Raw genomic sequence first — 24,316 nt, forward strand, 5'->3', positions numbered from 1 at the left:
TATGCTCCATGAATATCGCCCACAAAGTTAAGAGCCACAAATATTAAATAAAAGTAAGACATGAAACCGACGATAAGTATCTGTATCCCAGTTTATAATGGCGCTCAATATCTAAGGGCATGCCTAGATAGTGCGCTTTCCCAAACCTTCAGCGATTTTGAAGTGCTTGTAGTCGACGATCGGTCCTCTGATAATAGCTTGGATATTGCCCACGATTTTGCAGAGCAAGATCCACGTATCCGTATTGTCCGTAATAAATTTAATTTAGGTTTGGTTGCAAACTGGAATCGTTGCGTGGAGTTGGCTAAAGGAGAGTGGATCAAGTTTCTTTTTCAGGACGACCTGCTTGAGCCTATTTGCTTGGAGCGCATGCTTGCGGAGGCTAACGCCGACACTCCCATTGTGGTATGCCAGCGTGGCTTTCTTTTTGAAGAAATGAGTGCAGAAACGCGAGAGGCTTACCTAAGATTTCTCTGGCCTCTGTCTATGGGCGGAGTGTTCGACGAGCGCGGATACATTACTGGAATGGAGTTAGCAGTGGCGACTCTCAAGCATGTGTGCCTTTCCGCAGGACCCCAGAACTTCATCGGTGAACCCACAGCTGTTATGCTTCACCGTTCCGTATTCGAGCACTTCGGTTTATTCGAGCCGGTTCTCATTCAGAAGTGCGACCTGGAAATGTGGCTGCGTGTTGGGCTTAATAAGGGGCTTCGATATATTCCAGAGATGCTGGCTCACTTCAGGATTCATGGTGGTGCTGCCACGGCTAATAATCGATCCCGCCGCGAGTTCCGCATGTTTTGCTTGGATGGGATAGTGACCAATACTTTGCTTCTTTATAGCAAGCACTACCAAATCATTCAGCAACTGCTGCGAGAGCGGGGGGAGCTTGGAGCGCAGCGGTGGAAATTGGCGCATCGCATAGAATGGGTTTATCAGCAGGCGCTAAGGGCAGCAAGGGATCCCAAAAATCCTGATCCTAGCCTGCTAGAAGACTGGAAGGCTACTGCGCAGGCATTTCCTATGCTTACCAGAACGCTACGCTCGCGATTGATAACTTGGCAACGAGAGCTGGACCGACACTTATTGTGGCGTTTCCGGTCCCATAGTGCAGTCTCAGATTAGAGGCCTGTGTTGATCCTCAGTTATTAATGTCGCTGGAGGGCCTTTTCATGGCCATTACAGACGGCAAAGCCTAGGATATGACTGTTTTCGAGTGCTATCTTTTTCCAAAGATAGTATCATCGATATACGGACGATATCTGGTATCATCCACTTAATACTTAAGGTATTTTCTTTATGGCCCAACAACGCAAAGATTTAAAGATAAAAAGATTTGTTAGGAACCTCTTACAACTCTGTGATAGCCCAGATCTAGATTGCTGCCCGTGTTTATCCTAGTACTTAGTTACTTCAAGTAATAGTCTCCAGAAAATTCTTCGACTACTTCCGGTTAATCTATTCGATCGGTGTGACCTCTTGGCTTTGTTTGCAAGGTGACTCCAAAGCCCAAAGTCCCGCCTTCTAAGACAAGTTTAAAATCCTTAATCTATGGGGACAGTAGTGGACTAAATAATATGGCCTTGGATATTGCTATACAGATAGTCAATTACAAGACAAAGAAATATTTAATAAAAAGTTTAAAAGATGTTTTTGATGATTTGAGTAATTGTACCTTTACTTATAAGATCAATATACTGGATAACTGTTCTGGTGATGATTTATCCGACTTGGAACTGGAATTCAAAGAAAATAAAAACATAGCTTTCTATTATTCTAATAAGAACCTAGGATTTGGAGCTGGACATAATCTCTTAGCTAAAAAAAGTAGTTCGAAATATATTTTACTTCTTAACCCTGATATAGAATTTATTGAAGAAGATACGATTAAACGGTTAATGGAGAAGGCTGAGAAGTCGGATGATATAAAAGTAGTGGGACCAAAACTGATTGGAAAAGACGGGAAAGTTCAAGTTTATGATCATGGAGAATTACATGGCTTTACTGCCTGGGTCATTAATAATGCTGGGAACGCTTATTGGAAAGATAGAAGCGTAGAAGGCGAAGTGGCTTGGGTCTCGGGAGCCGTATTTTTAATCAAGAGATCTGCTTTTGAGAAAGTAGGCGGATTTGATGAAAATTATTTTCTGTATAAAGAAGAAGAAGATTTATGCCTTGGCATTAGAAAGTTAGGCGGCAAAATTATGTATGTACCGGATATTAAGTTAGAGCATTATAATTCTGTAGTTGCAAAAAAAGCAAATTTTATGCCGGCTTCAAAAATATATTATGTTAAAAAACATTATAAAAATCCTGTAAAAAGATACCTTTTGGAACGTTTGCAAAGGATTTTGTATCCTGATTGAGATCAACTAGGCGATAGAATGTACGATAGTTTTTACAGGAATGTTGTTGAGAAAATAAGGTTTCTTAAAACTTAATTCTTTTCCGTTTATTCAATGAATCAGCTTCCAAAGGAGGATCATTATCAGACATTAGGATGTCCTTCTGTAAGCGTTTTAATGATAGCCTACAACAGTGCCCCTTATATTTCTGATGCTATTAAAAGTATTCTCAAACAAACCTTTCAGGAATTTGAGTTTATTATTGTAAATGATGGTAGCACTGACGGCACTACAGAATTAATAAGGGAATTTGCTCGTCAAGATCTTCGGATCCGGGCTATAGAAACAGAGAATAGGGGGATTGGCGCAGCCACAAATCGGGGGTTAGTAGAGTGCCATGGAAGATATATTGCCATTATGGATTCCGATGATATCGCAGAACCTGCGCGTTTGAAGGCCCAAGCTGATTTTCTTGAGTCTCATCCTGATATAGCAGGCGTTGGCAGCCAATGGTTGATGATCGACACCAAAGGACAGATTGTAGGCCTAGATACTCACCCGACTAAACCTGAGTTAGTGGAAGTGCTGATGTTTGCTTTTTTCTGTCTGCATCATCCCACTATTATGATCCGTAGGGATGCCCTTCTTGCGGCGGGGGGGTATACAGAGGATCGGGCGTGTTTGGTTCCAGATTATGATGTTTTTCTTCGTCTTATCCTATCCGGGTTTAAACTTTCGAATCTTCCCCAGGTGCTATTCCGCTGGCGGCTAAATCCTACTGGAACCACCCGGGGCAAGGCAAAGGCGCAAACTTTATCTGCCGATTTAGTACGCCGTCATGCATTTCAGTTAATACAACAAAAAGAACCACACCGGGCTGCAATGATTGCAACTACAGTGGTCAAGGCTTTTCCTGCAGGCACATGCTTTGATAAAAGAATAAGGAAAGTACTCCCTAACCATTCACCTAATCCTTTAATGCAACATTGGCGCGCGCTCTCCGAGAATGATACCGCAGGGGGCTTAGAATTTAATGCCATTGAGTGGCTTAATAATGAAGCTGCCAATGTTTCTCAGTTGGCAGATAATCTGCTACAAAATAACTTTCCTTGGTTGTCGGAACTGGTTAGCAAAAAAGCTGCAAGGCATAGTTCTCCTGTTTCATATTCTTGGGACCTGAGGGGCGGCAAGCCTGGAGAGAAAGGGCTGCTTAGCGTTTTAATTCCCATTGGAAGTTCTCAAGAGGACTTGCTAGAGCGCCTTTCAAGTGTATTCAATGCTCTATCTGGAAAAGCTGAGATATTAGTATTTGCTGATTGTGGACAGAAACTCGTTATCGATTTGCCCCCTGCACCTACAGGAATTTGTCTTCGCTTGCTTTATTCGCAGACATCCTCTTACCAGTGTCCTTGGCAAGAGGCTTTGGTAGCATCAAAGGGTCGTTATTTAGCCTATCTTGAAGAAAGCTGCCGTTTTGATCCTAATTTTATTGGCGAGGGATTGTCAGCACTAAGCCAGAATGAGCAAATAAAGGCTGTTTTCGCCCCGGCAACGGAATTTTTTCCGGAAGCCCTTTATAAAGGGAAGCCTATTTTTGACCCTGCACCTTCTCCTAAGTGGTCAAAGACTACATTGATTGGTCATCGAAAGATATATCTAAGCGGGTTTATTAACGAACGCTCTCTACTCCAAAATGTGTGTGTACCTTTGAATGAAGTGGGAGAGCAAGCCCCGCTAGCGTTAGCAATGGAGCTTGCAGTAAGACGGAAGTTTATTGTGCTTCAGGTCCGTAATTCTCAGTTTATTCCTGAGATTACATTAGAAAATCGAGTGTTGCAAACGATGAGATCGGGTCTTATTGAATGGTATTTCGATTTTGGGTTAGGAGCGCTGCCGGCTGAAGAATATTGGGAGAATTTGACTAATGATCAGATTGCCCAAATCGAGAACCAGCTTTCTTCTAGCTGGGTCGCTGGGGGATTGGTCATCTGCCGACGAAACCAACAGATTATCGAAAACTTTTTCATGAAATATGTGAAAAATGCTGTGCGTTCGCCTCTTTACCGATATTTAATATGCCGCCAGAAGTGGAAATTTGTACAGAGCTTGTGGAATGAGGGCCAGCCGATAATGGCATTTCAGGCCTCGATCATTATTATAAGTAACTATATGGAAAGAGCTATAAACAAGCTAATGCGTAGCATGCATATCTACTCCGATAAAAAAATAATAACTCTAGAATAGTAGAATGGAATGAAGATCCTACACATATTCCATAATTATAATATTGATAATGGAGTAGAGAGGACATCTCTCACTTTATTGAAGGCACTGCGTCCATTGGGAGTTCATTCTCATGCCGTGATCCCTTCACTGGGTGATGTTACAAGGGAACTAGAAAAAGAGAATTTTCCTTACCATGTTCTCCCCTTACATTGCTGTGGAAGTTCGGTGTGGCGAGCACAAATACGTTTTTTGAGTAATGCCGACGAACGTATTAATAAATTAGAAGCATTACTTAGAACGGAAAAATTTGATGTTGTTCATTTAAATACTGGACATTTGTTGGATGGTGCTATTGCCTCGGCCCGAGTTGGCGTTCCCGTGATTTGGCATATTCATGCGCCATTTGAAGTTGACTTCCAGCGCTATAAAGACTTGATTGGTGAGGAAGGGTATGCATGGATTCTTGGGGGATTAGGCAGTCAAGTTATTGCCGTTTCCGATGACGTGCGTGAATCACTAGCAGGTTATTTGCGGCCGGAATTAATACAAACCGTTTACAATGGTATTGATGTTGAGGAACTAATTGAGCGTTCTAATAAGAAGGGAACAGATATTTATCAAGAACTCGACTTGCCAGAAAATGCAAAGTTAATATTAGGGGTGGGTCGTATCTCTGAACAGAAAAACTTTTCTGCCTTCGTGCATGTGGCTGAAAGTGTACTCAAGCAACGCGCGGATGTTTTTTTTGCTATTGTTGGGCCTCAGCAAGATAAGCAATTGGCTGCTGCATTAGAGAATCAAATTCAAACAGCAAAACTATCGGATCGGGTCTTTCTTTTGGGTGCAAGGCAGGATGTGCCCCAGCTCTTGAAACAAAGCGATGCTTTTTTGTCTACTGCCGCTTATGAAGGACAAGGGCTTGCTGCCCTTGAGGCGATGGCTCTGGAAAGGCCAGTCGTAGCAATGGCTTGTGTGGGATTGCGCGAATGTATCCGCAATGAAGTAGATGGGATACTGGTACCCCCTGGAGATATAGAAGCTACTGCTTTTGCTATATTACAAGTACTAAAAGATTCGAGTTTGGCTTTAAGGCTAGGGGCAGCTGGGCGTTTAGCTGTTCACCAGCGTTTTTCTAATCGTCTTTATGCACAAAAATTTATTGAAATAGCCCAGCAGGCAATACTAGACGGTCCTTCTCGGGTTGATTTTGGTGCTCTTGCAGCTATTCATGGATTGCTCCATCAAATTACTCTAGCTCGATCACGCATTGTTGAATTAGATCGCCCTAGCTGGAGGTACAGATATGCAAGAGTATTATTAAATAAAGGCTCGATTCTATTACATAAGTTAAAAGAAAAATTAATTTAAATTACTATTTTATCCCTTTTCCAAGAGATTATTTCAAAGTTCAAATCGCTGTGTGCTGAATGTTTGCTTAGCTCGACGAAGATACTTTGTTTAGTGTTTAGTGCAAGATACGAGCTAAAGGCTTTAGCGGCGAAGTCCCTGAGCCGTTGCTCGGTAGAGGAGCATATGACACCAATCTACATTCATCCACTGTAGTTGTATCTGCTTCTGATAAGTACTGTTTATGAGATTGCTTCTGGGAAAGTAAGGCAATATGGTCATGTCTAATACGGTGGGTCATCTTATTTCTGTAATAATGCCCTGCTACAATGGCGCTTGCTATCTTAAGAGAGCAGTAAGTAGCGTCTTAGAGCAGCATTACCAGAATGTTGAGCTTATTGTGATTAACGATGGCTCTACCGATAATAGTTTAGAAATTCTTGCAGAAATTAATGATCCTCGGCTAAAAGTCATTTCTCAGCAAAGCCAAGGTGTCTGTGCCGCACGCAATCGGGGTCTGGCTCTCGCAAGCGGTGAATATATTGCTTTTCTTGATGTCGATGACACCTGGCATCCCGATTGTTTGAACCAGTTATACATGGCATTGCAAGGCGAGCCTCAAGCAGCGTTAGCTTACTGTGGTTGGCAAAACGTGGGGTTGCCGGGCCACCGTGGAGAACCTTTTGTCCCTCCTGATTATGAAGTACACAATAAGGCGGAAATTTTACTTGAAGGCTGTCGCTGGCCAATTCACGCCACGCTTACTAAGAAAGAAGAGATTCTTGCAGCAGGTCAATTTGACGAACGTTTCTCTACCTCTGAAGATTATCTTCTTTGGTTACGGATTGCCACGTTCAGTAAAATTGTTTGTGTACCTGAAGTGCTGGCCTTTTATCATTTTCATTCCGGGCCCCAGGCGACTAAGGATGTTGCTGGAACTGCTCTCAGCCGGTGGTCGGTGAAACAAACTTTTTTGCGGGAGCACCCTGAAGTTTTGACCCAACTTGGAAAATGCCGTATCCGTGAATTGGCTGATGGTAAATTACTAGAGGAAGGTTATGCTTGCTATTGGCGGAGGGACCTCCAAGCTGCGCATACTATTTTTCGAATGGTCATGAAACGAGGTTACGGCTCGTTACGCGATTGGAAATACATGCTTCCTGCCTGGTTTCCTTTGACCTGGTACACTTCGTTAATCGGCTTTCTAGAACGCGAAGACGGATCTGCGCCATGAGTCTACTTATAGCTGCAGTATGCACTTACAATCGATCAGAGTATTTACCTAACTTGATAAAGGCTCTTAGAAGTCAATCTTGCCAAGTGCCTTTTGAAATTCTGGTTGTAGATAATAATAGTACGGACGATACACCACAAGTGCTGGTTAGCCTAGCCCAGGAGGAAGGAGTAAACTTGCGATTCTTGCGCGAGATGCAGCAGGGTATCGTCTTTGCCAGAAACCGGGCTATTGAAGAATCTGCTGAGAGCGATTACTTAGTATTTATTGATGATGATGAGATACCATTGCCAGGATTCTTGAGAGCCGCAGTTGATGCCCTGGAACGGGAAGGTGCAGATTGTGTGGGAGGGCAAGTTAAAGTAAAATTTGATCCCCATCCAAGACCACATTGGTTGACAGACGATTTGCTTGGTTTTCTTGCTGAAATTAATTATGGCTCTCAACCTTTTTGGATTACCAATACTTCAACTCCCATTTGGACTGCCAATATTGCTTACCGTATGTCGCTATTTCGATCTTTTCCCTCTCTTAGATTTGATTTTCGCTATAATCGAGAAGGCAAAACTACTGGCGGTGGTGAAGATGCCATTATGTTTAAAGCTTTACTATCTAGAGGGGCACGAATCCGCTATCGTCCTGATATGGCAGTTGAGCACTTTGTAGAGCCTTGGAAATTAAAGCGAAGTTATTTTCTAAAATTCCATTATTACGTTGGAGTAAAGTTTGGCCATTATGAAATGCAAGAATACCAGCATAGAATTTTGAATGTGCCGCCTTTTATGATAAGGCATGCCCTAAAGCATATAAGCCGTACATTAAATATGTATCTTACAGGTAACTCCGGTGCATTGCGCCAGGCAATGAACGCTACTCATGCTTTGGGAGCGATCTATGGTTTTATGCGTCGCCAGAGATGAAGTGGCCAGCTTCTATTTGCCAACTTATTAAATGGGAGGAGTTGGCGTTTCTTCCATGGAGAGCATCATGTGGGAATGCATTTTACTATTTTGATTTGTACCCACAACCGGGTAGCACTGCTTAACAAAACATTAGCCTCGATCAATCGGGCATACCGTCCTGCAAATTGTCACATTAGCTTGTTGGTGGTAGCTAATGCTTGTACAGATGATACCCACCATTTTCTTAATGAGTACATTAGAGTAGCATCGTGTAATGGCTGGCTGCCGCTTGATTGGGTTGCCGAACCTACTCCTGGAAAATCTCATGCGTTGAATTGTGCTATTCCTTTGCTATCTGGTAGTTGGATAGCCTTTGTAGACGATGATCACCGAGTGGATACTCATTATTTGGTAGAAATTTGTAATGCGGCTCATATGTTTCCAGAAGCAACACTATTTTGTGGGCGTATTATGCCAGACTGGCGTGGTCGAGAGCCAAAATGGGTACATGATAACGGTCCTTATCGTATTTATCCTTTGCCGGTGCCCCGATTCGATCATGGCGAGAATTCATTTCATATCCTAGATGATGGTCCGGTACCAGGAGGGGGGAATCTAATTATAAGGCGTGAAGTCTTCTCACGTATAGGGAGTTTTTCCACAGAGCTTGGCCCTTATGGGCATAATTTGCGTGGTGGAGAAGACATCGACTTCGTCTTACGTGCACGGGAGAAGGGTGAGCTTCTTGTCTATGTGCCAGAGATTATTCAATATCATTTTGTTGATCAAGAACGGTTGAGTCTTCCCTATTTACTACGCAAGAGTTATCAACGCTCATGTACTGGTATGCAGGCGCGGAATGATAAATCCTCTGGGGTGCCGCTTTATTTATGGCGTAAGCTTTTTACATACTTTCTTCAATGTATTTTTTCGCTCAGTTGGGCACGAACACGCTTTTACTTAGTCCGCCTTGCTGCAGTCTTGGGTGAAGTTAGTGGTGCTCTAAACCGGAAAATATAAAAGTAGGTATTCAATGGAAGTAACCGAAGCAATATCCACAGGCGTTATAGCTGCTTTGCTATCGTCCGCAGCATGGACATTGCTGCTTCTACTCAAGTCATTGAATGATTTCTCCCGTACTGGTCCCCAACTTAAAACAGAAGTTCTTAATTACTATGCTCGATATTCTTTGTTTTCCTTAGGACGCCTTGGTCTATGGTCCTGGTTATTGTCTTTTTTTATAGCAAGTAGTGGAGTGCTACTATATGGCTGTGCTAGCATGCTTTTTAATTTGCGGTTTGATTTATTGTCTGCATGTAGTGCGGCGTTCATTAGCTTAATTGTCATCGTTGCTGGTCGTTTTCTATTTGTATTGTTATATTCCCCTGCGGTGATTGCTGCTTCCTATCACTATCGGTTAAGTAGGTTATACCCGCTATGGCGGCTGTTGAGTCCTTATCGCCTGCGTATTCTCTTAAATTCTGTTCTCCTTATAAGCACTACTTTGATAGCTATATCTATCTACAAAGTGGGGAGTCTATTCCAATATTCCTTGTTAGTTGGATCTGCGACAATTATATTTTCTATGGGGTTGATTAGGTGGTCAGAACAAAGAAGACTAGAGTCCGAGGAATTAAGAAGAAGAAACTCGGAGGCAGAACGTCCCAATATTGTCATGATTGGCTGTGATACCTTACGATCTGATCGACTTGGCGTGGCTAATTATTGCCGATCATTGACTCCCACTATTGATCAATTTGCTAAAAAGGGATATCAATTTACCAATTGCTACGTTCCTTGTGCACGAACGGCGCCTAGTTTAATTTCGTGGATGACAGGCATGTGGCCGCATCGCTATGGTGTTCGCGATAACTTTATAAGCGATGAAGAAACTTGGATTCCAGCAGAAGGTCTCCCTCGGCTTCTGATTAATGCGGGCTATCGCACTGGTGCCATCAGTGATTGGACAGGAGGCGACCTTGGTAAGTTTTTACTTGGTTTTGAGCGTCTCGATCTTCCTACCGACCAATGGAATATTAAATATTTGCTTCGTCAAGGACCAAAAGATATCCGATTGTTCTTATCTTTGTTTGTTCATAACCCCCTAGGCAAAATTTTCTTGCCTGAAATTTACTACCTTGCTGGTGTCCCACTCACAAGGAAAGTTGGCCGCGATGCGAGAGAAATGCTTAGTGAATTTGCGGATGATGACAAACCTTTCTTTCTCAATATCTTTATTGCTGCGACACACCCACCATTTGGATCAGAATATCCCTACTACACGCTATTTTCTGATCGAGCATATAAGGGGGAATCAAAGTTTGTTATGGCACGACTAACTGATCCATTCGAGATTATTCAACGGCAGGGAGAAGCTAGAGAGGAGTTTGATCTCGATCAGATCATTGATTTGTATGATGGTTGTGTCAAAAGCTTTGACGATGAAGTGAAGTGTATTCTCGATCATCTCCATGATTGTGGGTTGAAAGAAAATACAATTGTAGTGATTTATAGCGATCATGGAATGGAATTTTTTGAGCATGAGACTTGGGGACAGGGCAACAGTATATTCAGTGACTTAAGTTCAAAGGTACCATTTATCATGGTTGATCCCCGTAAGAAGGGAGGCAAGGTGATTCCCGAAGTTGTCCGCTCTGTAGATTTGGTGCCCACCTTACTCGATCTAGCAGAGATTAAAAATCCAGGTAGTATGGATGGTGTTTCTCTAGTGCCCTTCATTGAGGGAATGGTTAATATTCCTACACTTCCAGCATTCAACGAAACTGGTGTATGGCTTACCGATCTCCCATGTATGCCAAAAGATCACCTTCGTTATCCTCATCTTATGGAGCTACTAGAGGTACCGGACAAGCAAAGCGGTACATTAGCGATCAAGCCAGAGTTTCGCGACTTAATTATTATAGCCAAGGATCGTATGGTTCGTATGGGGCCATGGAAGCTGACTTATCAACCACTCACAAGTGGTGCTCTTTTTAAACTTTTTAATCTGATATCCGATCCTGACTGTCGCCAGAATGTTTATGATCAATACCCGGAAATTGCAGAGGATCTTAAACAGCGGCTGATAGCATGGATGCTCGAAGATCCGGTCTATAGAAGATGGCAAGATAAAGCTAATTTAAATGTTTGCTCGCAGGCTTCTCACTCGCAGGCTTCCCAAATGATGTCTGGTCATGTTTAAGATTATATTTCATATACCTAGAGGACGCCTCTCACGAATTTTCAGCCTAGGATAATGGTATCGGGGCATGATCGACGCAGAGGTTGAGTAACCGGGAAGGAAGTTGAGGTCCCCAAAATCGGCGGTTAAAACGGTAATAAAACTCATTGAGGTACGCTTGCCAATAAGCTTTGGAAACGCCATGGTCAGTCCCCAGGATAAATCGCTTAAGGTTGGCGATAGCTACATGGACCCAGGGCAGCCACTGACTGGCCTGCTCGGGCGGGGTAACCCGTGGGCAGTGAATGTGGCAGTCCTGCAAGCGGCCAAGGGCCGGCAAGGCATCGGTAAAGACGGTGTGTTGTGGCCTCAATCGACGTTGGGCAAAGTCAGCGACGTGGGGGTGGGTCACCTGGCTCACCGCCTCCATCGCCAGAAAGCCCGCGCGCTCACCCCGGTCCTCACAGGCCACCCAAATGGGGGGTTTTCTTTCGGCGCCCCGGCCGCGCTTTCCCGCACGTTGGCCCCCGACCAGGGCATCATCGAGTTCCCACCACTCGCTCAGCCAATAGAGGCTATCACGATGCCCCATGGCGAGACGCCACTTGCGCAGCATCCGGTGGGCCGTGGGCCAGGAGATCGCCAGCAGCTTAGACAAACGCAAGGTCGAAATCCCCCCTTTGTCCGAACTTATCCAGTCAATCGCCCAAAACCATTTCCTCAAGGGAACCTTCGTGGAATGAAAAATCGTTCCAGCGGTCACCGACACCGGGTGGCGGCAGCCTGCACATGGATACAAAGAGCGGAGGGTAATCAAGTGCGCCTTATCATGGCCGCACTGCGGGCAAATAAACCCGTTTGGCCATCGTCGTTCGGCCAGAAATTGTGCGCACGCTTCATCGCTGGGAAAACGGGGTTGCCACTCAAAAAAACTCATGGCCTCAGCCTTCATCACTGTCTCCGCTTTTTGCCATGGTCTCAACTCATTAGACAGAAAGGGCTGAGAATTGTTTAGAGGCATTTATAAGAGAGTAAATAAATTGCTATTTAAAAAATCCTAGCGAGATATCTCTCTCGAAGAGAAGGGAATATGTTTAGTAAATTATTTAATTCGCGAGCGTTTAAAAGGTTATCTGAGAAATCTAATTTCATTCAGTGGCTCTATGCTGCCCGCCAACTGCGTTGGGAGCTTAATGCTGGCCAATATCCTATCTATATAGATTACCCTATAAATCCCATGCCTCGATATGGACATGGTAACCCACCACATAAGTTACTATATGAGCTGTTAAAAAATAATAGCTTAAAATATGAAGAGACAATAAATAAATTTGCTTTATATAGGGAGTATCTATGTAGTATTTCAATGGAACAACCTATAAATTCTTTCGAGCCATTTTGGAGAAATGGATGGATAGGAGGAATAGAGGCAGCTGCTCTCTATTGTTTTCCCTGTTTATTGGATTCAAAATTGTATATAGAGATCGGCTCTGGTAATTCTACTAAATTCGTTAGAAAAGCAATTCAGCAGAATAACCTTAAAACAAAAATTGTTTCTGTTGATCCTCATCCCAGGGCAGAAATCGATAGTCTCTGCGATGAGGTTCTACGTAAGCCTTTAGAAGACATAGATATAACACTATTTAACTATTTAAATAGTGGTGATATTTTAATGATCGATGGTTCTCATCGGTGCTTTCAAAATTCGGATGTCACTGTTTTTTTTCTTGAAATACTTCCAATATTAAAGCCTGGTGTTCTAGTATATATAGATGATATTTATTTACCTTATGACTATCCTTTAAAATGGAGATGTAGATATTACTCTGAGCAATATTTGTTGGGTACCCTTCTTCTAGCGGATAGCGGTAGGTACGAAGTGATTCTGCCTTGTAAGTTTATTAGTAACGATGAGTATTTGAGTAGTCATGTTGATTCGTTTTGGGATAAAATTGGTCTGCCGAAAGGCATAGGTTGTGGTAATGGATTTTGGTTTGCTGTGAAAACTCACTAAGCAGAATTATAGATGTAGAGGCTTAGTTGTGAATTAGCCTATTTATGCCGTATCTCATGTAATGACTTCTGCTTGAAGGGGTTAGGCCCATAGAGCGCTATCCTTTTATAATGCTCAAAAGCTGTTGAAAAGCCCCTGCTACAAAAGCACTATGTTTCCCAACTCCAGAAAGTGCTTAAAACAGCTACTTGTAAAAGATATCAATATTTCGAGGAGCAAAATATTCCTTAAACAATCCTTTTTGAACCCTGCTAAGTATAGCAGCAGCTTGCACTGTGCCCGGAATTATTGCTCCAAAAGCGTAGGAAACCTCCTGTTTATCACCACATGGCGAGTTAATGGTATTAATCTCGTGTAAGATTATCTATCCATCGCTGTTACTTCTTGGATATATTACTATTACAGATTGGGTCACCACCATAAATTCAAAGTGATGGAACGTCAACAAATAACTAATCTAGTGAACCGCGTGTGGCAAAGGATTCGACGAATGGTCGAGACTCCTCCAGTTAAGGAGAGGACTATTGTTCGCGTTGTTAATGCATCTGAAGACAACCCATGTAGACCAGGATTTTTAATTGGGGTTTACCGATCGGGAACAACCCTTTTGCGCTTTATTCTAGACAGCCATCCTAATATTGCGGTCCCTCCGGAGACAAACTTTTTAACTACCCTTTCAGAATTTTGGGATGTGGAATGGAATAGAAAAGGTTTACAGGGTGTCGGTGTAGACGAAGAAATACTCCGCCAACGTTTGCGCCGTTTCGCTGGAAGCATGCTTGACGACTACACACGTGCGAAAGGGAAGAGACGCTGGTTTGATAAGACGCCTTCCTATATTGACAGCCTTAATTTCATTGATGCGGTATTTGGAGTGGATACTCAGTACATTATGCTCTATCGGCATGGATTGGATGTTGCTGCCTCTTTGGCTACGGTTCATGGAGCCAATGAGTTAGCAGGGCCTGCAATTCGCTACACAGAAGAGTACGAGCGCTCACCGCGGCTTGCTTTTGTGCGCTATTGGAGAGATCAATGCGAGAAGATGCTTGCCTTTGAAGATGCCCATCATGAGCAATGCTTCCGCGTGTATTACGAACAGTATGTGACGGAACCGGAATATTACCTTAAGCCTTTATTCAAATTTTTGGGGGAGCAATGGGAATCAGATGTTCTGAACTTCTCGAATCAGCCACATGATTTCGGTTTGCAGGACCACAAAGTGGTAGAAACTAAACAATTCAAACCAAGCTTGAACAATTACCGATCATGGCCTCAAGAGGAATTAGCAGAGGCTCGAGAAATTGCAGGTCCGACATTAGAAAAGCTGGGCTATACTGTCTGATGTTAAGGGCCCAGCCATTAGCAAGGCCTATCCGGATCTTGCAGCTTGTCCAGGGTTTAGAGATCGGCGGGTTGGAGCAGATGGTGATAACCCTCGTAGAACGGCTGGACCCGGTGCGATTTAAACCTGCTGTATGTTGTTTTGATGTGCTTGGAGCACTCGTTGTACAACTTACCGCCAAAGATATCCCAGTAGATTTTCTCCCTCGTAAACCAGGCCTCGATCTTTCTTATCCCCTCCGTCTTGCTCGCTTCTTGCGAAGAAAAAAAATTGACATTTTACATCTTCATAATCCTACGGCACTTTTTTACGGTACACTAGCGGGACGAATTGCACGGACGCCGGCTATTATTTACACGGAACATGGTCGCGATTTTTCCTCTAGCTGGAAAGTCAAACTGGCCAACCGATGGCTATCAGCGCTAGTCAATGAGGTCGTCGCCGTCGCAGAAAGAGGTAAAACATACCTTACTTCGGAAGAGGGGTTTGACAGTAGCCGCATCAAGCTTATCTATAATGGGATAGACGCAGATAAGTTTAATAGCTGGGTATGTCATGACAAACGGAGGGAGATGTTAGCTACTCTCGGCTTGAAACCGGATGACCCTATTGTGGGAGTTGTTGCCCGGCTAGATCCTATCAAAAACCACGCCAGCTTACTAAAGGCAATGGTGACTGTCTCTCAGCGGGTACCAGGGGCCATGTTACTAGTAATAGGTGATGGTCCACTTCGGCTTGAACTTGAGCAGCAAGCGCAAGAACTTAGATTAGGAGAAACGGTAAAATTTTTGGGAGCCCGTTCTGATGTGCCTGAGTTGCTCAGCATTCTAGATGTTTTTGTTTTACCGTCATACAATGAAGGTTTATCGCTTACCCTTATCGAGGCGTGTGCCGTTGGTAAGCCAATTGTTGCTACAGATGTAGGAGGCAACAGTGAAGTAGTAGAGCATGGGATTAACGGTTTACTCGTACCTTCCGATAACCCTCATGCCCTCGCGAAAGCTATTACTCATATTCTTGCTGATAAAGAGGCGACCCGCCGAATGGGGCAAATAGCCCGCGAACGATTTGAAAAGTACTTTACTGCCGATGCAATGGTAGCCAGTTATGAACTGCTATATGATGGCTGTTTTAGTCGTGGTAAATAGGTTTACCTCTCAGGGAGTACTGGGTCGCGTTTCATGCTGTCCTTGAAATTTTAATAAATAAAGGTAGTTCATAAAATTTTTTTATCGCTATGTAGGGATGGTCAATATCATTGTTTTAACGCCTCTAAACAATTCTCAGCCCTCTCCACGAAGGTTCCCTTGAGGAAATGGTGTTGGGCGGATTGACTGGATAAGTTCGGACAAAGGGGGGATTTCGGCCTTGCGTTTGTCCAAGCTGCTGGCGATCTCCTGGCCCACGGCCCACCGGATGTTGCGCAAGTGGCGTCTCGCCATGGGGCATCGTGATAGCCTTTATCGGTTGGGCGAGTGGTGGGAACTCGATGATGCCCTGGTCGGGGGCCAACGTGCGGGAAAGCGCGGTCGGGGCGCCGAAGGAAAACCCCCCATTTGGGTGGCCTGTGAGGACCGGGGCGAGCGCGCGGGCTTTCTGGCGATGGAGGCGGTGAGCCAGGTGACCCACCCCCACGTCGCTGACTTTGCCCAACGTCGATTGAGGCCACAACACACCGTCTTTACCGATGCCTTGCCGGCCCTTGGCCGCTTGCAGGACTGCCACATTCACTGCCCACGGGTTACCCCGCCCGAGCAGGCCAGTCATAAGAAAAAGCTTACTTCACGCCGAAAAGCCGCTTAGTATCAATAGGTTAATAATGACTTCCATTGACTCCGCTCCGGGAACATCCGTCATAACGATGACCTCAAGATAATCTCTTGCCCACAGGTTTTAACCATTATAGCTATTGCCCAAGGAATTTAGAGCATGAACAAAGAGCAGCTCGAAGAAGAAGTCAAAAAATTCGAATGGATGCACTCCATTGACCTGGAGAACGGTATTATTACCCCTGGAAAATGGCCTCGAAACCCGCATATAGAAAAAGCCTTCGATAAAATCAATTTTGAAGAAAAAAAAGTATTGGACATAGGAACATGCAATGGCCTTTGGTCGTTCGAAGCAGAAAAAAGAGGGGCATCGGAAGTTTATTCTATTGATTATCTAATACACGACAACTATTGGTGCACCCCGGCGTATCGATTCGCACATGATACTTTACAATCCAAGGCCATATACAATCCCGATGTTGATGTATACGATATAGAAAAATTAGGCATTACCGATTTCGATGTTATTATATTTTGTGGTGTTTATTATCATTTGAAAAACCCGCTTCTCGCCCTCTCTAAAATAAGAAAAATACTCAAAACCGGCGGCCATGTCATCATAGAAGGCCCAATTATCAATGACGATTCCAAACCTATTGCCGGATTTCTCTATAAAGAAATTGAAAACAAAGACAATTATTTTGGAAGTTGGCATCGAAGCAACTGGTGGGTACCCTCGGGGCGCTGCTTAAGGGAATGGGTGGAATGCTCGCTTTTCGATATAATCGATGAATTTAGCGGAACCGATCCTTCTTATTTAAATTCCAATTGGTATAAGCTTAAAAGCTTTATAAAAAAAATACTCAACAAAGAAAAGCCTCATATCAAGCGAACCGTATTGCTAGCTAAAGGCGTCAAGAGGGCAGATAAAAACTACAGCTCAAAGCAAGCGGATAGCGATTTGATCGATTTCTTTCTTTAACCATACCCTAATATTCAATTATTATATATTAAGATGCCTCTAAACAATTCTCAGCCCTTTCTGTCTAATGAGTTGAGACCATGGCAAAAAGCGGAGACAGTGATGAAGGCTGAGGCCATGAGTTTTTTTGAGTGGCAAATCCGTTTTCCCAGCGATGAAGCGTGCGCACAATTTCTGGCCGAACGACGATGGCCAAACGGGTTTATTTGCCCGCAGTGCGGCCATGATAAGGCGCACTTGATTACCCTCCGCTCTTTGTATCCATGTGCAGGCTGCCGCCACCCGGTGTCGGTGACCGCTGGAACGATTTTTCATTCCACGAAGGTTCCCTTGAGGAAATGGTTTTGGGCGATTGACTGGATAAGTTCGGACAAAGGGGGGATTTCGACCTTGCGTTTGTCTAAGCTGCTGGCGATCTCCTGGCCCACGGCCCACCGGATGCTGCGCAAGTGGCGTCTCGCCATGGGGCATCGTGATAGCCTCTATTGGCTGAGCGAGTGGTGGGAACTCGATGATGCCCTGGTCGGGGGCCAACGTGCGGGAAAGCGCGGCCGGGGCGCCGAAAGAAAACCCCCCATTTGGGTGGCCTGTGAGGACCGGGGTGAGCGCGCGGGCTTTCTGGCGATGGAGGCGGTGAGCCAGGTGACCCACCCCCACGTCGCTGACTTTGCCCAACGTCGATTGAGGCCACAACACACCGTCTTTACCGATGCCTTGCCGGCCCTTGGCCGCTTGCAGGACTGCCACATTCACTGCCCACGGGTTACCCCGCCCGAGCAGGCCAGTCAGTGGCTGCCCTGGGTCCATGTAGCTATCGCCAACCTTAAGCGATTTATCCTGGGGACTGACCATGGCGTTTCCAAAGCTTATTGGCAAGCGTACCTCAATGAGTTTTATTACCGTTTTAACCGCCGATTTTGGGGACCTCAACTTCCTTCCCGGTTACTCAACCTCTGCGTCGATCATGCCCCGATACCATTATCCTAGGCTGAAAATTCGTGAGAGGCATTTTGTTTTATATACAAGCTTTTTAGATGATTAAAGCAGCATGAGAGACCTTGCTGTTTTTTTAGCTGTTTTCGGCACGTTACCCTTTATCCTTGCCCGACCTTGGGTTGGAATCCTGGTATTGTCGTGGATTGGTTACATGAATCCGCACCGGCTTGCATGGGGATTTGCATACGACTTTCCTTTTGCGCAAGTCGTTGCAATGACACTGTTTCTAAGCATTCTTTTGTCGAAAGAGCCAAAGCGAATACCATGGACCAGAGAAACAGTGGTGCTTTTGCTGTTTACTCTATGGATGCTTGTCTCCACCATTGATGCCCAATTCTCATATTTGGCCTGGGAGCAGTGGGACAAGGTCTGGAAGATCCAGCTGATAGTATTCCTTACTCTGATGTTGATTACTGACAAGCAGAGAATTACTCTGTTGGTCTGGGTAATTGTGTTGTCGATTGGCTTTTATGGGGTAAAGGGAGGGCTCTTCACTATCTTCACTGGCGGCTCTTCCAGGGTTTTAGGTCCGCCACAATCTTTTATCGAAACCCGTGGTGCAATCGCACTAGCGCTGAACATGGTTATACCGTTAATGCGTTATCTTCAGCTTCAGACACAAAATCCTAGTGCCCGTATGGCCTTTACCTTGGCTATAGGGTTAACGGTATTTGCGGTAGTAGGAACACAATCCCGCGGTGGGTTGCTTGGCCTGTTGACAATGGGTGCAATGTTGACCTTGAAGACCCGAGGAGCAGCACTATTTGCTGTCTTCGGTGCGGTGGTGTTGGCATTGGCTTTTTATTTCATGCCAGCCCAGTGGAAAGAGCGTATGGAGATGCTAACTACACCGGAGCAAACTGCACAGCAGGATGCCTCAGCCAGACAGCGAATTGATGCCTGGTCTTTTGGCTATTATAAGGCGCTTTCTGAGCCTCTTACAGGAGGAGGTTTCGAGGTCTATGTTGAACACGGGGTAGAAGCCCATAGTATATGGTTTGAGGTGTTGGGGGAGCAGGGGTTTATTGGTTTTGGGCTCTATCTAGTGCTATGGTTGACCACATGGCGGAGTGCGTCTCGAATCATAAAAATTGTGGGGAAGCGGCAGGATATCCGCTGGATGAGAGACCTTGCCGCGATGATACAAGCATCTCTTATTGCCTACGCTGCAGGTGGTAGTTTCCTCGGGCTGGCTTACTTCGATTTCTTTTACACTTTGATTGCCCTGATAGTGATATGCAAGGTACTGTTGAATAAGGCGTTAGCAGAGGAATCAGCGGAATATTCAACTCCAATAGGGAATTATCCGAGACCTGACAATAGAGCTGTCTTATGAGTATCCCCGTATCTGTTATTACTTAGGGATACACGAAGACTGGGGTGGTGCAAGCCGTGCCTTGCTCAATTTTATATTCCGCCTAGATAAAAGAAGGCTTGAACCTTTTAGCTGTGCTAACTAAACCAGGGACACTTGAAGTAAAGCTCAAGGGGCAGGGAATTGAAACTGTTAGAAGTGAGAAACATGATTGGGACGGTAATCTTTTCAGATTACTAGTTAACGTCGTTCGTAGCACTGCATTCTTGCGCAAGCATAAAGTGGATCTTATCATATAAACGGGGGTGCCATGGGCTGAAGGCCACCCGAGCTCATCGCGGCTAAGCTTCTGAGAATTCCTGTTCTTATGCACTTTCACATTACGACAAAAAAAACCACACCGTACGACCGGTCGAAGCACTGGAGCAGATTTATCTTGAGGCATTGGGAAAAGGGAATTTTAAAACGAATAACAATAGTTAATCGTTATTGGATATTTTTTACTATGATAATAGGGCCCTTTACCCAATAATCAGATTCCGATTACCTGATTATCTTTAATTACGAGACTATCCAGAATATTAATATGTGCTTTTTTGCACTGAAAGAGACCATTAGCGAGAACATTCATGGGAGAACTTAACAATAAGAGCCTCACTGAAATCTTGGAAGAAGCTTGGGCGATAGGTCAGAGCATCAACCTTGAAGATATAGGTTACGGACGTATTCATTGGGGTAATAAAAGAGATATCAAGAATACTCCTGGCTCACACTACTACTTGCTGGCTGGCTTAGTAAGATTTTTTTCTTTCCGTCGGATTTGTGAGATAGGTACGCATTGTGGAGGGTCAACTCGGGCTATGTATCAAGGTTTTGAAGGCGATGAAGATACTCTTATAGTGACGTTGGATGTGACGAAGGAAAGTGACAAGTATTTGAAGGATTTCAAAGGCATTGAAAAGATCCGAGGGGACGCCAATCAGCGGAAGCAGATTGAACAGGTTGTGGAGTTTTTTGGGGGCCAGCCTATTGACTTCCTATTCATTGATGCCGACCATAAATTTGTGCCGACCCTGTTCAATTATACGATCTACTCCACATTGCTCCGGCCCAAGCTTGTTTGTCTAGACGACATTACCTTAAATCCAGAGATGCAGCAGGTTTGGTCATATGTGCAGATGTCGGTCCCGGCAGGAGATGCGGTTAATGTGGCGGAAATCATCCCAGAGGTGCGGCCCGGGAAGCCAGGTTTTGGCTGTGTGTTGATGCGGGACCGGTTTGACTGAAGTAGGAAAGGGAAGCTCTTGGTAAATCATACACGACATTAGCCTGTCACCTTAGGAATCTCAGAAAAATCTCAAATAAGAGTGGTATATGCTTCTTTACTGTGGCTATTATCTAATCTGTGTATTTTGTTAAATATCCGTATCCATAAAATTTATGAAGGTCAATGAAAATTAGCAGAGACAACATTAGACATTGGACTCATATTATCATTTTTATCAAAAGTAAAGATGGCAACGTAAAAGGAATGAATTGATCTTGATGTAGTAATAGTAATTTTTTGCTTTTTATTTGGCGTTGGGATAAGATCCGGACCTAGGGCATTAGCTGCCCACCAATTTGTCATTTTTTTATCTGTGGTAGGCGCTTCTGAAATTGGCTTATCACTCCAGACAATATGATAACGATCAGCTTCTAGAGGAGGCGTCCAAGTTAAGGTAATTCTTCTACCTTCAGGAATAGCTTTAAGATCTGAAATAGCTTTAGGTGGTATTAAATCAGCTTTTTTATATTCCCGTACAAACTGTACATGGCGACCTTGAAATTGCCCGTTCCATTCAAGAGCATTTGAGTAGACTTTATCTCCTCCATTAATTCCTTCTTTAACATACTTTTTTAGGTGGTCAAGATATTTTTGTTTCCCAGTATGTAAAAAATACCAGGCTTGAGGATCAGCTAAATTCTGTGCTCCGTAACTGGAAGATCCTCTTTGTCCTTTATCTGAGTTAACTTGATAAGCAAAGTTACCATAAATATAGTTCCATTCCATAAGGCCTGAGAGAAAATTGAAGGCTTCGGCATAAGCTTGCCAGTTTTTTCCTTTGACCTCGTTCATAAAAGTGATGATAGTATGGGCTAAATAACCAACCCAGGAAGCTCTATCCGATCTAAAGTCGCCATTCCACATTCGGCTGATACTGCCGTGTATTGGGCTCTGATTTTTGCGTAATTTATTAATATACTGTTGATATGCATTAATTAATTCCGGATCACCGGTGATTCGATAAGCTTGTAAGGCATGAGCTAGGGCATGAGCAGTTCCTCGAGTTGAAGGATCAGGATAGGGATCAAGACGGTGCAAAAAAGTTTTTCTAAACTCACCTACAAATTTATACCAATCCTTAATCCAGGGGTTTCCTGTAAAATAATAGGCTTCCTCCATATGATAGAACCATGCATGTTGATCATCTCTTGGCTTTGCGTCTATGTCCGTACCTTCTATAAACGGAGCATCAAAATGTCTTCTAAAATTACCTCCATTAATTTTTCTCCAACTGTATCCTGCATAAGGATTTTCCGTGAGTTGAAGAAATTTCCAATCTTTATCAAAGCTGTATTGTGCCATCCATTGAGGGCGTACATTAAGTTCACCCATCGCAAATTGTTCTGCGAAGTAATAATCACTTGGATTTTCACTAGCGATGAAAGAGCTTACACTGTAAGGCCAGCCGCCACCTTGTGAAGCGCCCCATTTTCTATGGATATCAATAAGAAACTGATCCCATCCGAAATTGTATTGCGTTGCTTTATCAATGTTAAAATTTGATGATTTGTATTGATAATGGCGTTGGTCGATAGTCGATGTTTTTTTATCAATAGGAATAAAGCCATCCATATCAAGAGTAGCACGGGTAGCCTTATACCAGGCTGTAGGAAGAGTAGCAACCGGATGGTACTGAAATGTCTTCGCTAAATTAATTAACTCTTCATTTTCAGTATTTGGACCATGAAAAAAGAGCAACATTTCTTTGTAAACATGTTGCATGTCTTCGAGCCAATATAGTCCTGTTTTTGTAAAGTGTGGAGTAGCTAATTTTTGTTGCCATTGAGCACTCCACTCTGGAAAAAGCTGGAAGGAAAGTTTGTTTTCGCTGTCGATTTCTAAGCCATTGGGCCAAGTCTGCCAAAAATAGCGCGTCAGCGCAGTTACTCCTTTTTCGGAGTCGCTAACATCGATAAAACCATCAGCAATTTTTCCAGAGGAGAGAGTAGATTTTGTTTTTTTATCATAAACTTTAAAACTATCATGGGATTCTTGTGCTAGATAAAGTCCATTCTCTCGTGTTCTTTCGTATATAGAGCCATCACCTATTCCAAGCCGCACCTTAGGATTGTTGTCCAATTTTAATCGAAAATCGATATTCATTGCTTCGAAATATAGAGGCCAGGAGAAGATTTTATTTTTTGCTGAATTTTGTAATTGATAATCGATTTTTATAAAAGGTTTATTTGCATAAGCAAATATCCTGACAGCAAAGCCGTGAAGGTGTTTTTTGGTATTAAAATATTTTGTCACGGCTTCTGCTCTAATTACTACTCTTGTGGGGCCAGATTCTTCTATCTCGAAAGCAACATTATTACGAGAGGAATCAAGTTGAACATCATCCGGTAAACGACCTAGAAATACACCCCCATTTTTTTGATTTGAATAAATAATTTTTTCTGAATCATCAAACTTATTATCTTGATTTTGATCGAACCAAACCTTATCAAGAATATTGAATTTCTTTTTATCTACTGTAAATTTGATTGGTCCAGTAATAACTGTAATAAGATTACTTGTTTGTTTTACTTTTAAGGGGGTTTTTGTAGTATTACCAGCACTATCGTCTTGTAAATAATAGCGAGCAATGCCTGTTCCCTGACCGCTAAAAGCACTTACTGTAGGTTGGAAATTAATCATTAGATGACGAATGCTATTGTCTCTAGCCCACCAACGATTCACTATGTTGAACTGTGCAGGTATAGTATCACCCGCAGAATCAATTATTCTAAATGCTTTGGTGTTATGGTATTGACCTAGGGGAAGGGGAACAACGGTAGTAATGGGATATGATTTGACAACGACACCTGCAGTTTCTTTCACTTGTAATGGAACTCTTAAGGTGCCCTTTTTTCCAAACAAATCAGTGTCTTCATTAATTTTTCGCGGTGGGAGGTCTTCTCTTCGCGCTAATGCTGGTTGCCCTTTTTTGTCTGGTTTAGAGATTACAGTGTGTTTTTTGTCACTGGTAGGAGGTGGTGTTTTTTTAGGGGATGGATGCACTGCTGGAGTTTGGCTAGGCTGAGCTTTAGCATTGTTTTCTTCAAGCCTGCGATTTTTTTGGCGTACTTCCTCCTTAAGATCAGCAATTTTTTGCTTTAATATCACTACCTCAGGATGCAATTCCGTGTAATTTAGCAATAGCCTATCTAATTTTTCCTCTAATTTATGAATCTTAGAGTTGGAGGCAGCAGAGTTTTCTCCTGAAGCTAAAGTGATAATGGTCAATAGAAAAAAGAAACTTAAATTAAGTGAGATATGCACTTTAGTCCTCTTGCCTCAGAAAACGATGGTTAAGAGTAAATCTTTTTAGTTTCTATGAGCATAATCCTT

18 protein-coding genes are annotated in these 24,316 nt (G+C 43.5%); 16 read left to right on the forward strand and 2 right to left on the reverse strand.

The features are described from left to right. The first annotated feature begins 60 nt into the window (after positions 1-60). From E3U44_RS08240 to E3U44_RS08275, 8 genes are all read left to right on the forward strand, one after another. Positions 61-1,125: a glycosyltransferase family 2 protein gene (locus tag E3U44_RS08240; protein ID WP_134357692.1), complete on the forward strand. Its 1,065-nt coding sequence runs from the start codon at positions 61-63 to the stop codon at positions 1,123-1,125. Between the two features lie 452 nt (positions 1,126-1,577). Continuing rightward, positions 1,578-2,366 carry a glycosyltransferase family 2 protein gene (locus E3U44_RS08245; RefSeq protein WP_134357693.1) on the forward strand — a complete coding sequence of 263 codons (789 nt, stop codon included), beginning with the start codon at positions 1,578-1,580 and terminating at the stop codon, positions 2,364-2,366. 93 nt (positions 2,367-2,459) lie between these two features. Then, positions 2,460-4,589: a glycosyltransferase family 2 protein gene (locus tag E3U44_RS08250; RefSeq protein WP_134357694.1), complete on the forward strand. Its 2,130-nt coding sequence runs from the start codon at positions 2,460-2,462 to the stop codon at positions 4,587-4,589. A 9-nt stretch (positions 4,590-4,598) separates the two neighbouring features. Beyond that, on the forward strand, positions 4,599-5,939 hold the full coding sequence (locus E3U44_RS08255; protein ID WP_134357695.1) for a glycosyltransferase: 1,341 nt from the start codon (positions 4,599-4,601) through the stop codon (positions 5,937-5,939). A gap of 259 nt (positions 5,940-6,198) precedes the next feature. Further along, on the forward strand, positions 6,199-7,152 hold the full coding sequence (locus tag E3U44_RS08260) for a glycosyltransferase (RefSeq protein ID WP_134357696.1): 954 nt from the start codon (positions 6,199-6,201) through the stop codon (positions 7,150-7,152). Then, complete coding sequence (locus E3U44_RS08265; RefSeq protein ID WP_134357697.1) at positions 7,149-8,072, forward strand: glycosyltransferase; 924 nt, start codon at positions 7,149-7,151, stop codon at positions 8,070-8,072. The genes E3U44_RS08260 and E3U44_RS08265 overlap by 4 nt, the downstream gene beginning before the upstream one ends. A 75-nt stretch (positions 8,073-8,147) precedes the next feature. Next, positions 8,148-9,074 (forward strand): glycosyltransferase family 2 protein, encoded by a 927-nt coding sequence (locus E3U44_RS08270; protein ID WP_134357698.1) that lies wholly within the window; start codon positions 8,148-8,150, stop codon positions 9,072-9,074. A gap of 13 nt (positions 9,075-9,087) precedes the next feature. Continuing rightward, positions 9,088-11,256, forward strand: a complete 2,169-nt coding sequence (locus E3U44_RS08275; RefSeq protein WP_134357699.1) for a sulfatase family protein — start codon at positions 9,088-9,090, stop codon at positions 11,254-11,256. A gap of 46 nt (positions 11,257-11,302) precedes the next feature. Here E3U44_RS08275 and E3U44_RS08280 read toward each other — a convergent pair whose 3' ends face one another. Continuing rightward, positions 11,303-12,187 carry an IS1595 family transposase gene (locus E3U44_RS08280; protein ID WP_134357700.1) on the reverse strand — a complete coding sequence of 295 codons (885 nt, stop codon included), beginning with the start codon at positions 12,185-12,187 and terminating at the stop codon, positions 11,303-11,305. Between the two features lie 138 nt (positions 12,188-12,325). On the opposite strand from E3U44_RS08280, the gene E3U44_RS08285 reads away from it, so the two are divergent. The 8 genes from E3U44_RS08285 to E3U44_RS08320 all read left to right on the forward strand — a co-directional run bounded on the left by E3U44_RS08285 (position 12,326) and on the right by E3U44_RS08320 (position 20,942). Then, positions 12,326-13,249: a class I SAM-dependent methyltransferase gene (locus E3U44_RS08285; protein WP_134357701.1), complete on the forward strand. Its 924-nt coding sequence runs from the start codon at positions 12,326-12,328 to the stop codon at positions 13,247-13,249. Positions 13,250-13,739: 490 nt separating this feature from the next. Beyond that, positions 13,740-14,594 carry a sulfotransferase family protein gene (locus tag E3U44_RS08290; RefSeq protein ID WP_166805040.1) on the forward strand — a complete coding sequence of 285 codons (855 nt, stop codon included), beginning with the start codon at positions 13,740-13,742 and terminating at the stop codon, positions 14,592-14,594. Continuing rightward, positions 14,594-15,742 carry a glycosyltransferase gene (locus E3U44_RS08295; RefSeq protein ID WP_166805041.1) on the forward strand — a complete coding sequence of 383 codons (1,149 nt, stop codon included), beginning with the start codon at positions 14,594-14,596 and terminating at the stop codon, positions 15,740-15,742. The genes E3U44_RS08290 and E3U44_RS08295 overlap by 1 nt, the downstream gene beginning before the upstream one ends. A 190-nt stretch (positions 15,743-15,932) precedes the next feature. After that, a complete protein-coding gene (locus E3U44_RS08300; RefSeq protein ID WP_420812616.1) occupies positions 15,933-16,397 on the forward strand; it encodes an IS1595 family transposase in 465 nt (154 codons plus the stop codon). A 126-nt stretch (positions 16,398-16,523) separates the two neighbouring features. Continuing rightward, entirely contained in the window at positions 16,524-17,345 is an 822-nt protein-coding gene (locus E3U44_RS08305; RefSeq protein WP_134357705.1) for a class I SAM-dependent methyltransferase, read from the forward strand. 102 nt (positions 17,346-17,447) lie between these two features. Next, positions 17,448-18,332, forward strand: a complete 885-nt coding sequence (locus E3U44_RS08310) for an IS1595 family transposase (protein WP_134357706.1) — start codon at positions 17,448-17,450, stop codon at positions 18,330-18,332. A gap of 61 nt (positions 18,333-18,393) precedes the next feature. Beyond that, positions 18,394-19,677, forward strand: a complete 1,284-nt coding sequence (locus tag E3U44_RS08315; RefSeq protein WP_134357707.1) for a putative O-glycosylation ligase, exosortase A system-associated — start codon at positions 18,394-18,396, stop codon at positions 19,675-19,677. 608 nt (positions 19,678-20,285) lie between these two features. Then, positions 20,286-20,942: a class I SAM-dependent methyltransferase gene (locus E3U44_RS08320; RefSeq protein WP_134357708.1), complete on the forward strand. Its 657-nt coding sequence runs from the start codon at positions 20,286-20,288 to the stop codon at positions 20,940-20,942. Positions 20,943-21,103: 161 nt separating this feature from the next. Here the strand turns inward: E3U44_RS08320 and E3U44_RS08325 are convergent, their stop codons facing one another. Beyond that, a complete protein-coding gene (locus E3U44_RS08325) occupies positions 21,104-24,247 on the reverse strand; it encodes an exo-rhamnogalacturonan lyase family protein (protein ID WP_134357709.1) in 3,144 nt (1,047 codons plus the stop codon). Positions 24,248-24,316: the final 69 nt, after the last annotated feature.

This window comes from Nitrosococcus wardiae (genome assembly GCF_004421105.1).
GTDB classification, from domain to species: domain Bacteria; phylum Pseudomonadota; class Gammaproteobacteria; order Nitrosococcales; family Nitrosococcaceae; genus Nitrosococcus; species Nitrosococcus wardiae.

Bases quoted from the DNA above. Each gene is read 5' to 3' on its own strand.
- E3U44_RS08310 (WP_134357706.1), top strand. From the start codon at position 17,448: ATGAAGGCTGAGGCCATGAGTTTTTTTGAGTGGCAAATCCGTTTTCCC.
- E3U44_RS08320 (WP_134357708.1), top strand. From the start codon at position 20,286: ATGGGAGAACTTAACAATAAGAGCCTCACTGAAATCTTGGAAGAAGCT.
- E3U44_RS08315 (WP_134357707.1), top strand. From the start codon at position 18,394: ATGAGAGACCTTGCTGTTTTTTTAGCTGTTTTCGGCACGTTACCCTTT.
- E3U44_RS08260 (WP_134357696.1), top strand. From the start codon at position 6,199: ATGTCTAATACGGTGGGTCATCTTATTTCTGTAATAATGCCCTGCTAC.
- E3U44_RS08245 (WP_134357693.1), top strand. From the start codon at position 1,578: ATGGCCTTGGATATTGCTATACAGATAGTCAATTACAAGACAAAGAAA.
- E3U44_RS08285 (WP_134357701.1), top strand. From the start codon at position 12,326: ATGTTTAGTAAATTATTTAATTCGCGAGCGTTTAAAAGGTTATCTGAG.
- E3U44_RS08250 (WP_134357694.1), top strand. From the start codon at position 2,460: ATGAATCAGCTTCCAAAGGAGGATCATTATCAGACATTAGGATGTCCT.
- E3U44_RS08255 (WP_134357695.1), top strand. From the start codon at position 4,599: ATGAAGATCCTACACATATTCCATAATTATAATATTGATAATGGAGTA.
- E3U44_RS08240 (WP_134357692.1), top strand. From the start codon at position 61: ATGAAACCGACGATAAGTATCTGTATCCCAGTTTATAATGGCGCTCAA.
- E3U44_RS08305 (WP_134357705.1), top strand. From the start codon at position 16,524: ATGAACAAAGAGCAGCTCGAAGAAGAAGTCAAAAAATTCGAATGGATG.
- E3U44_RS08280 (WP_134357700.1), bottom strand. From the start codon at position 12,187: ATGAAGGCTGAGGCCATGAGTTTTTTTGAGTGGCAACCCCGTTTTCCC.
- E3U44_RS08275 (WP_134357699.1), top strand. From the start codon at position 9,088: ATGGAAGTAACCGAAGCAATATCCACAGGCGTTATAGCTGCTTTGCTA.
- E3U44_RS08270 (WP_134357698.1), top strand. From the start codon at position 8,148: ATGCATTTTACTATTTTGATTTGTACCCACAACCGGGTAGCACTGCTT.
- E3U44_RS08265 (WP_134357697.1), top strand. From the start codon at position 7,149: ATGAGTCTACTTATAGCTGCAGTATGCACTTACAATCGATCAGAGTAT.
- E3U44_RS08295 (WP_166805041.1), top strand. From the start codon at position 14,594: ATGTTAAGGGCCCAGCCATTAGCAAGGCCTATCCGGATCTTGCAGCTT.
- E3U44_RS08290 (WP_166805040.1), top strand. From the start codon at position 13,740: ATGGTCGAGACTCCTCCAGTTAAGGAGAGGACTATTGTTCGCGTTGTT.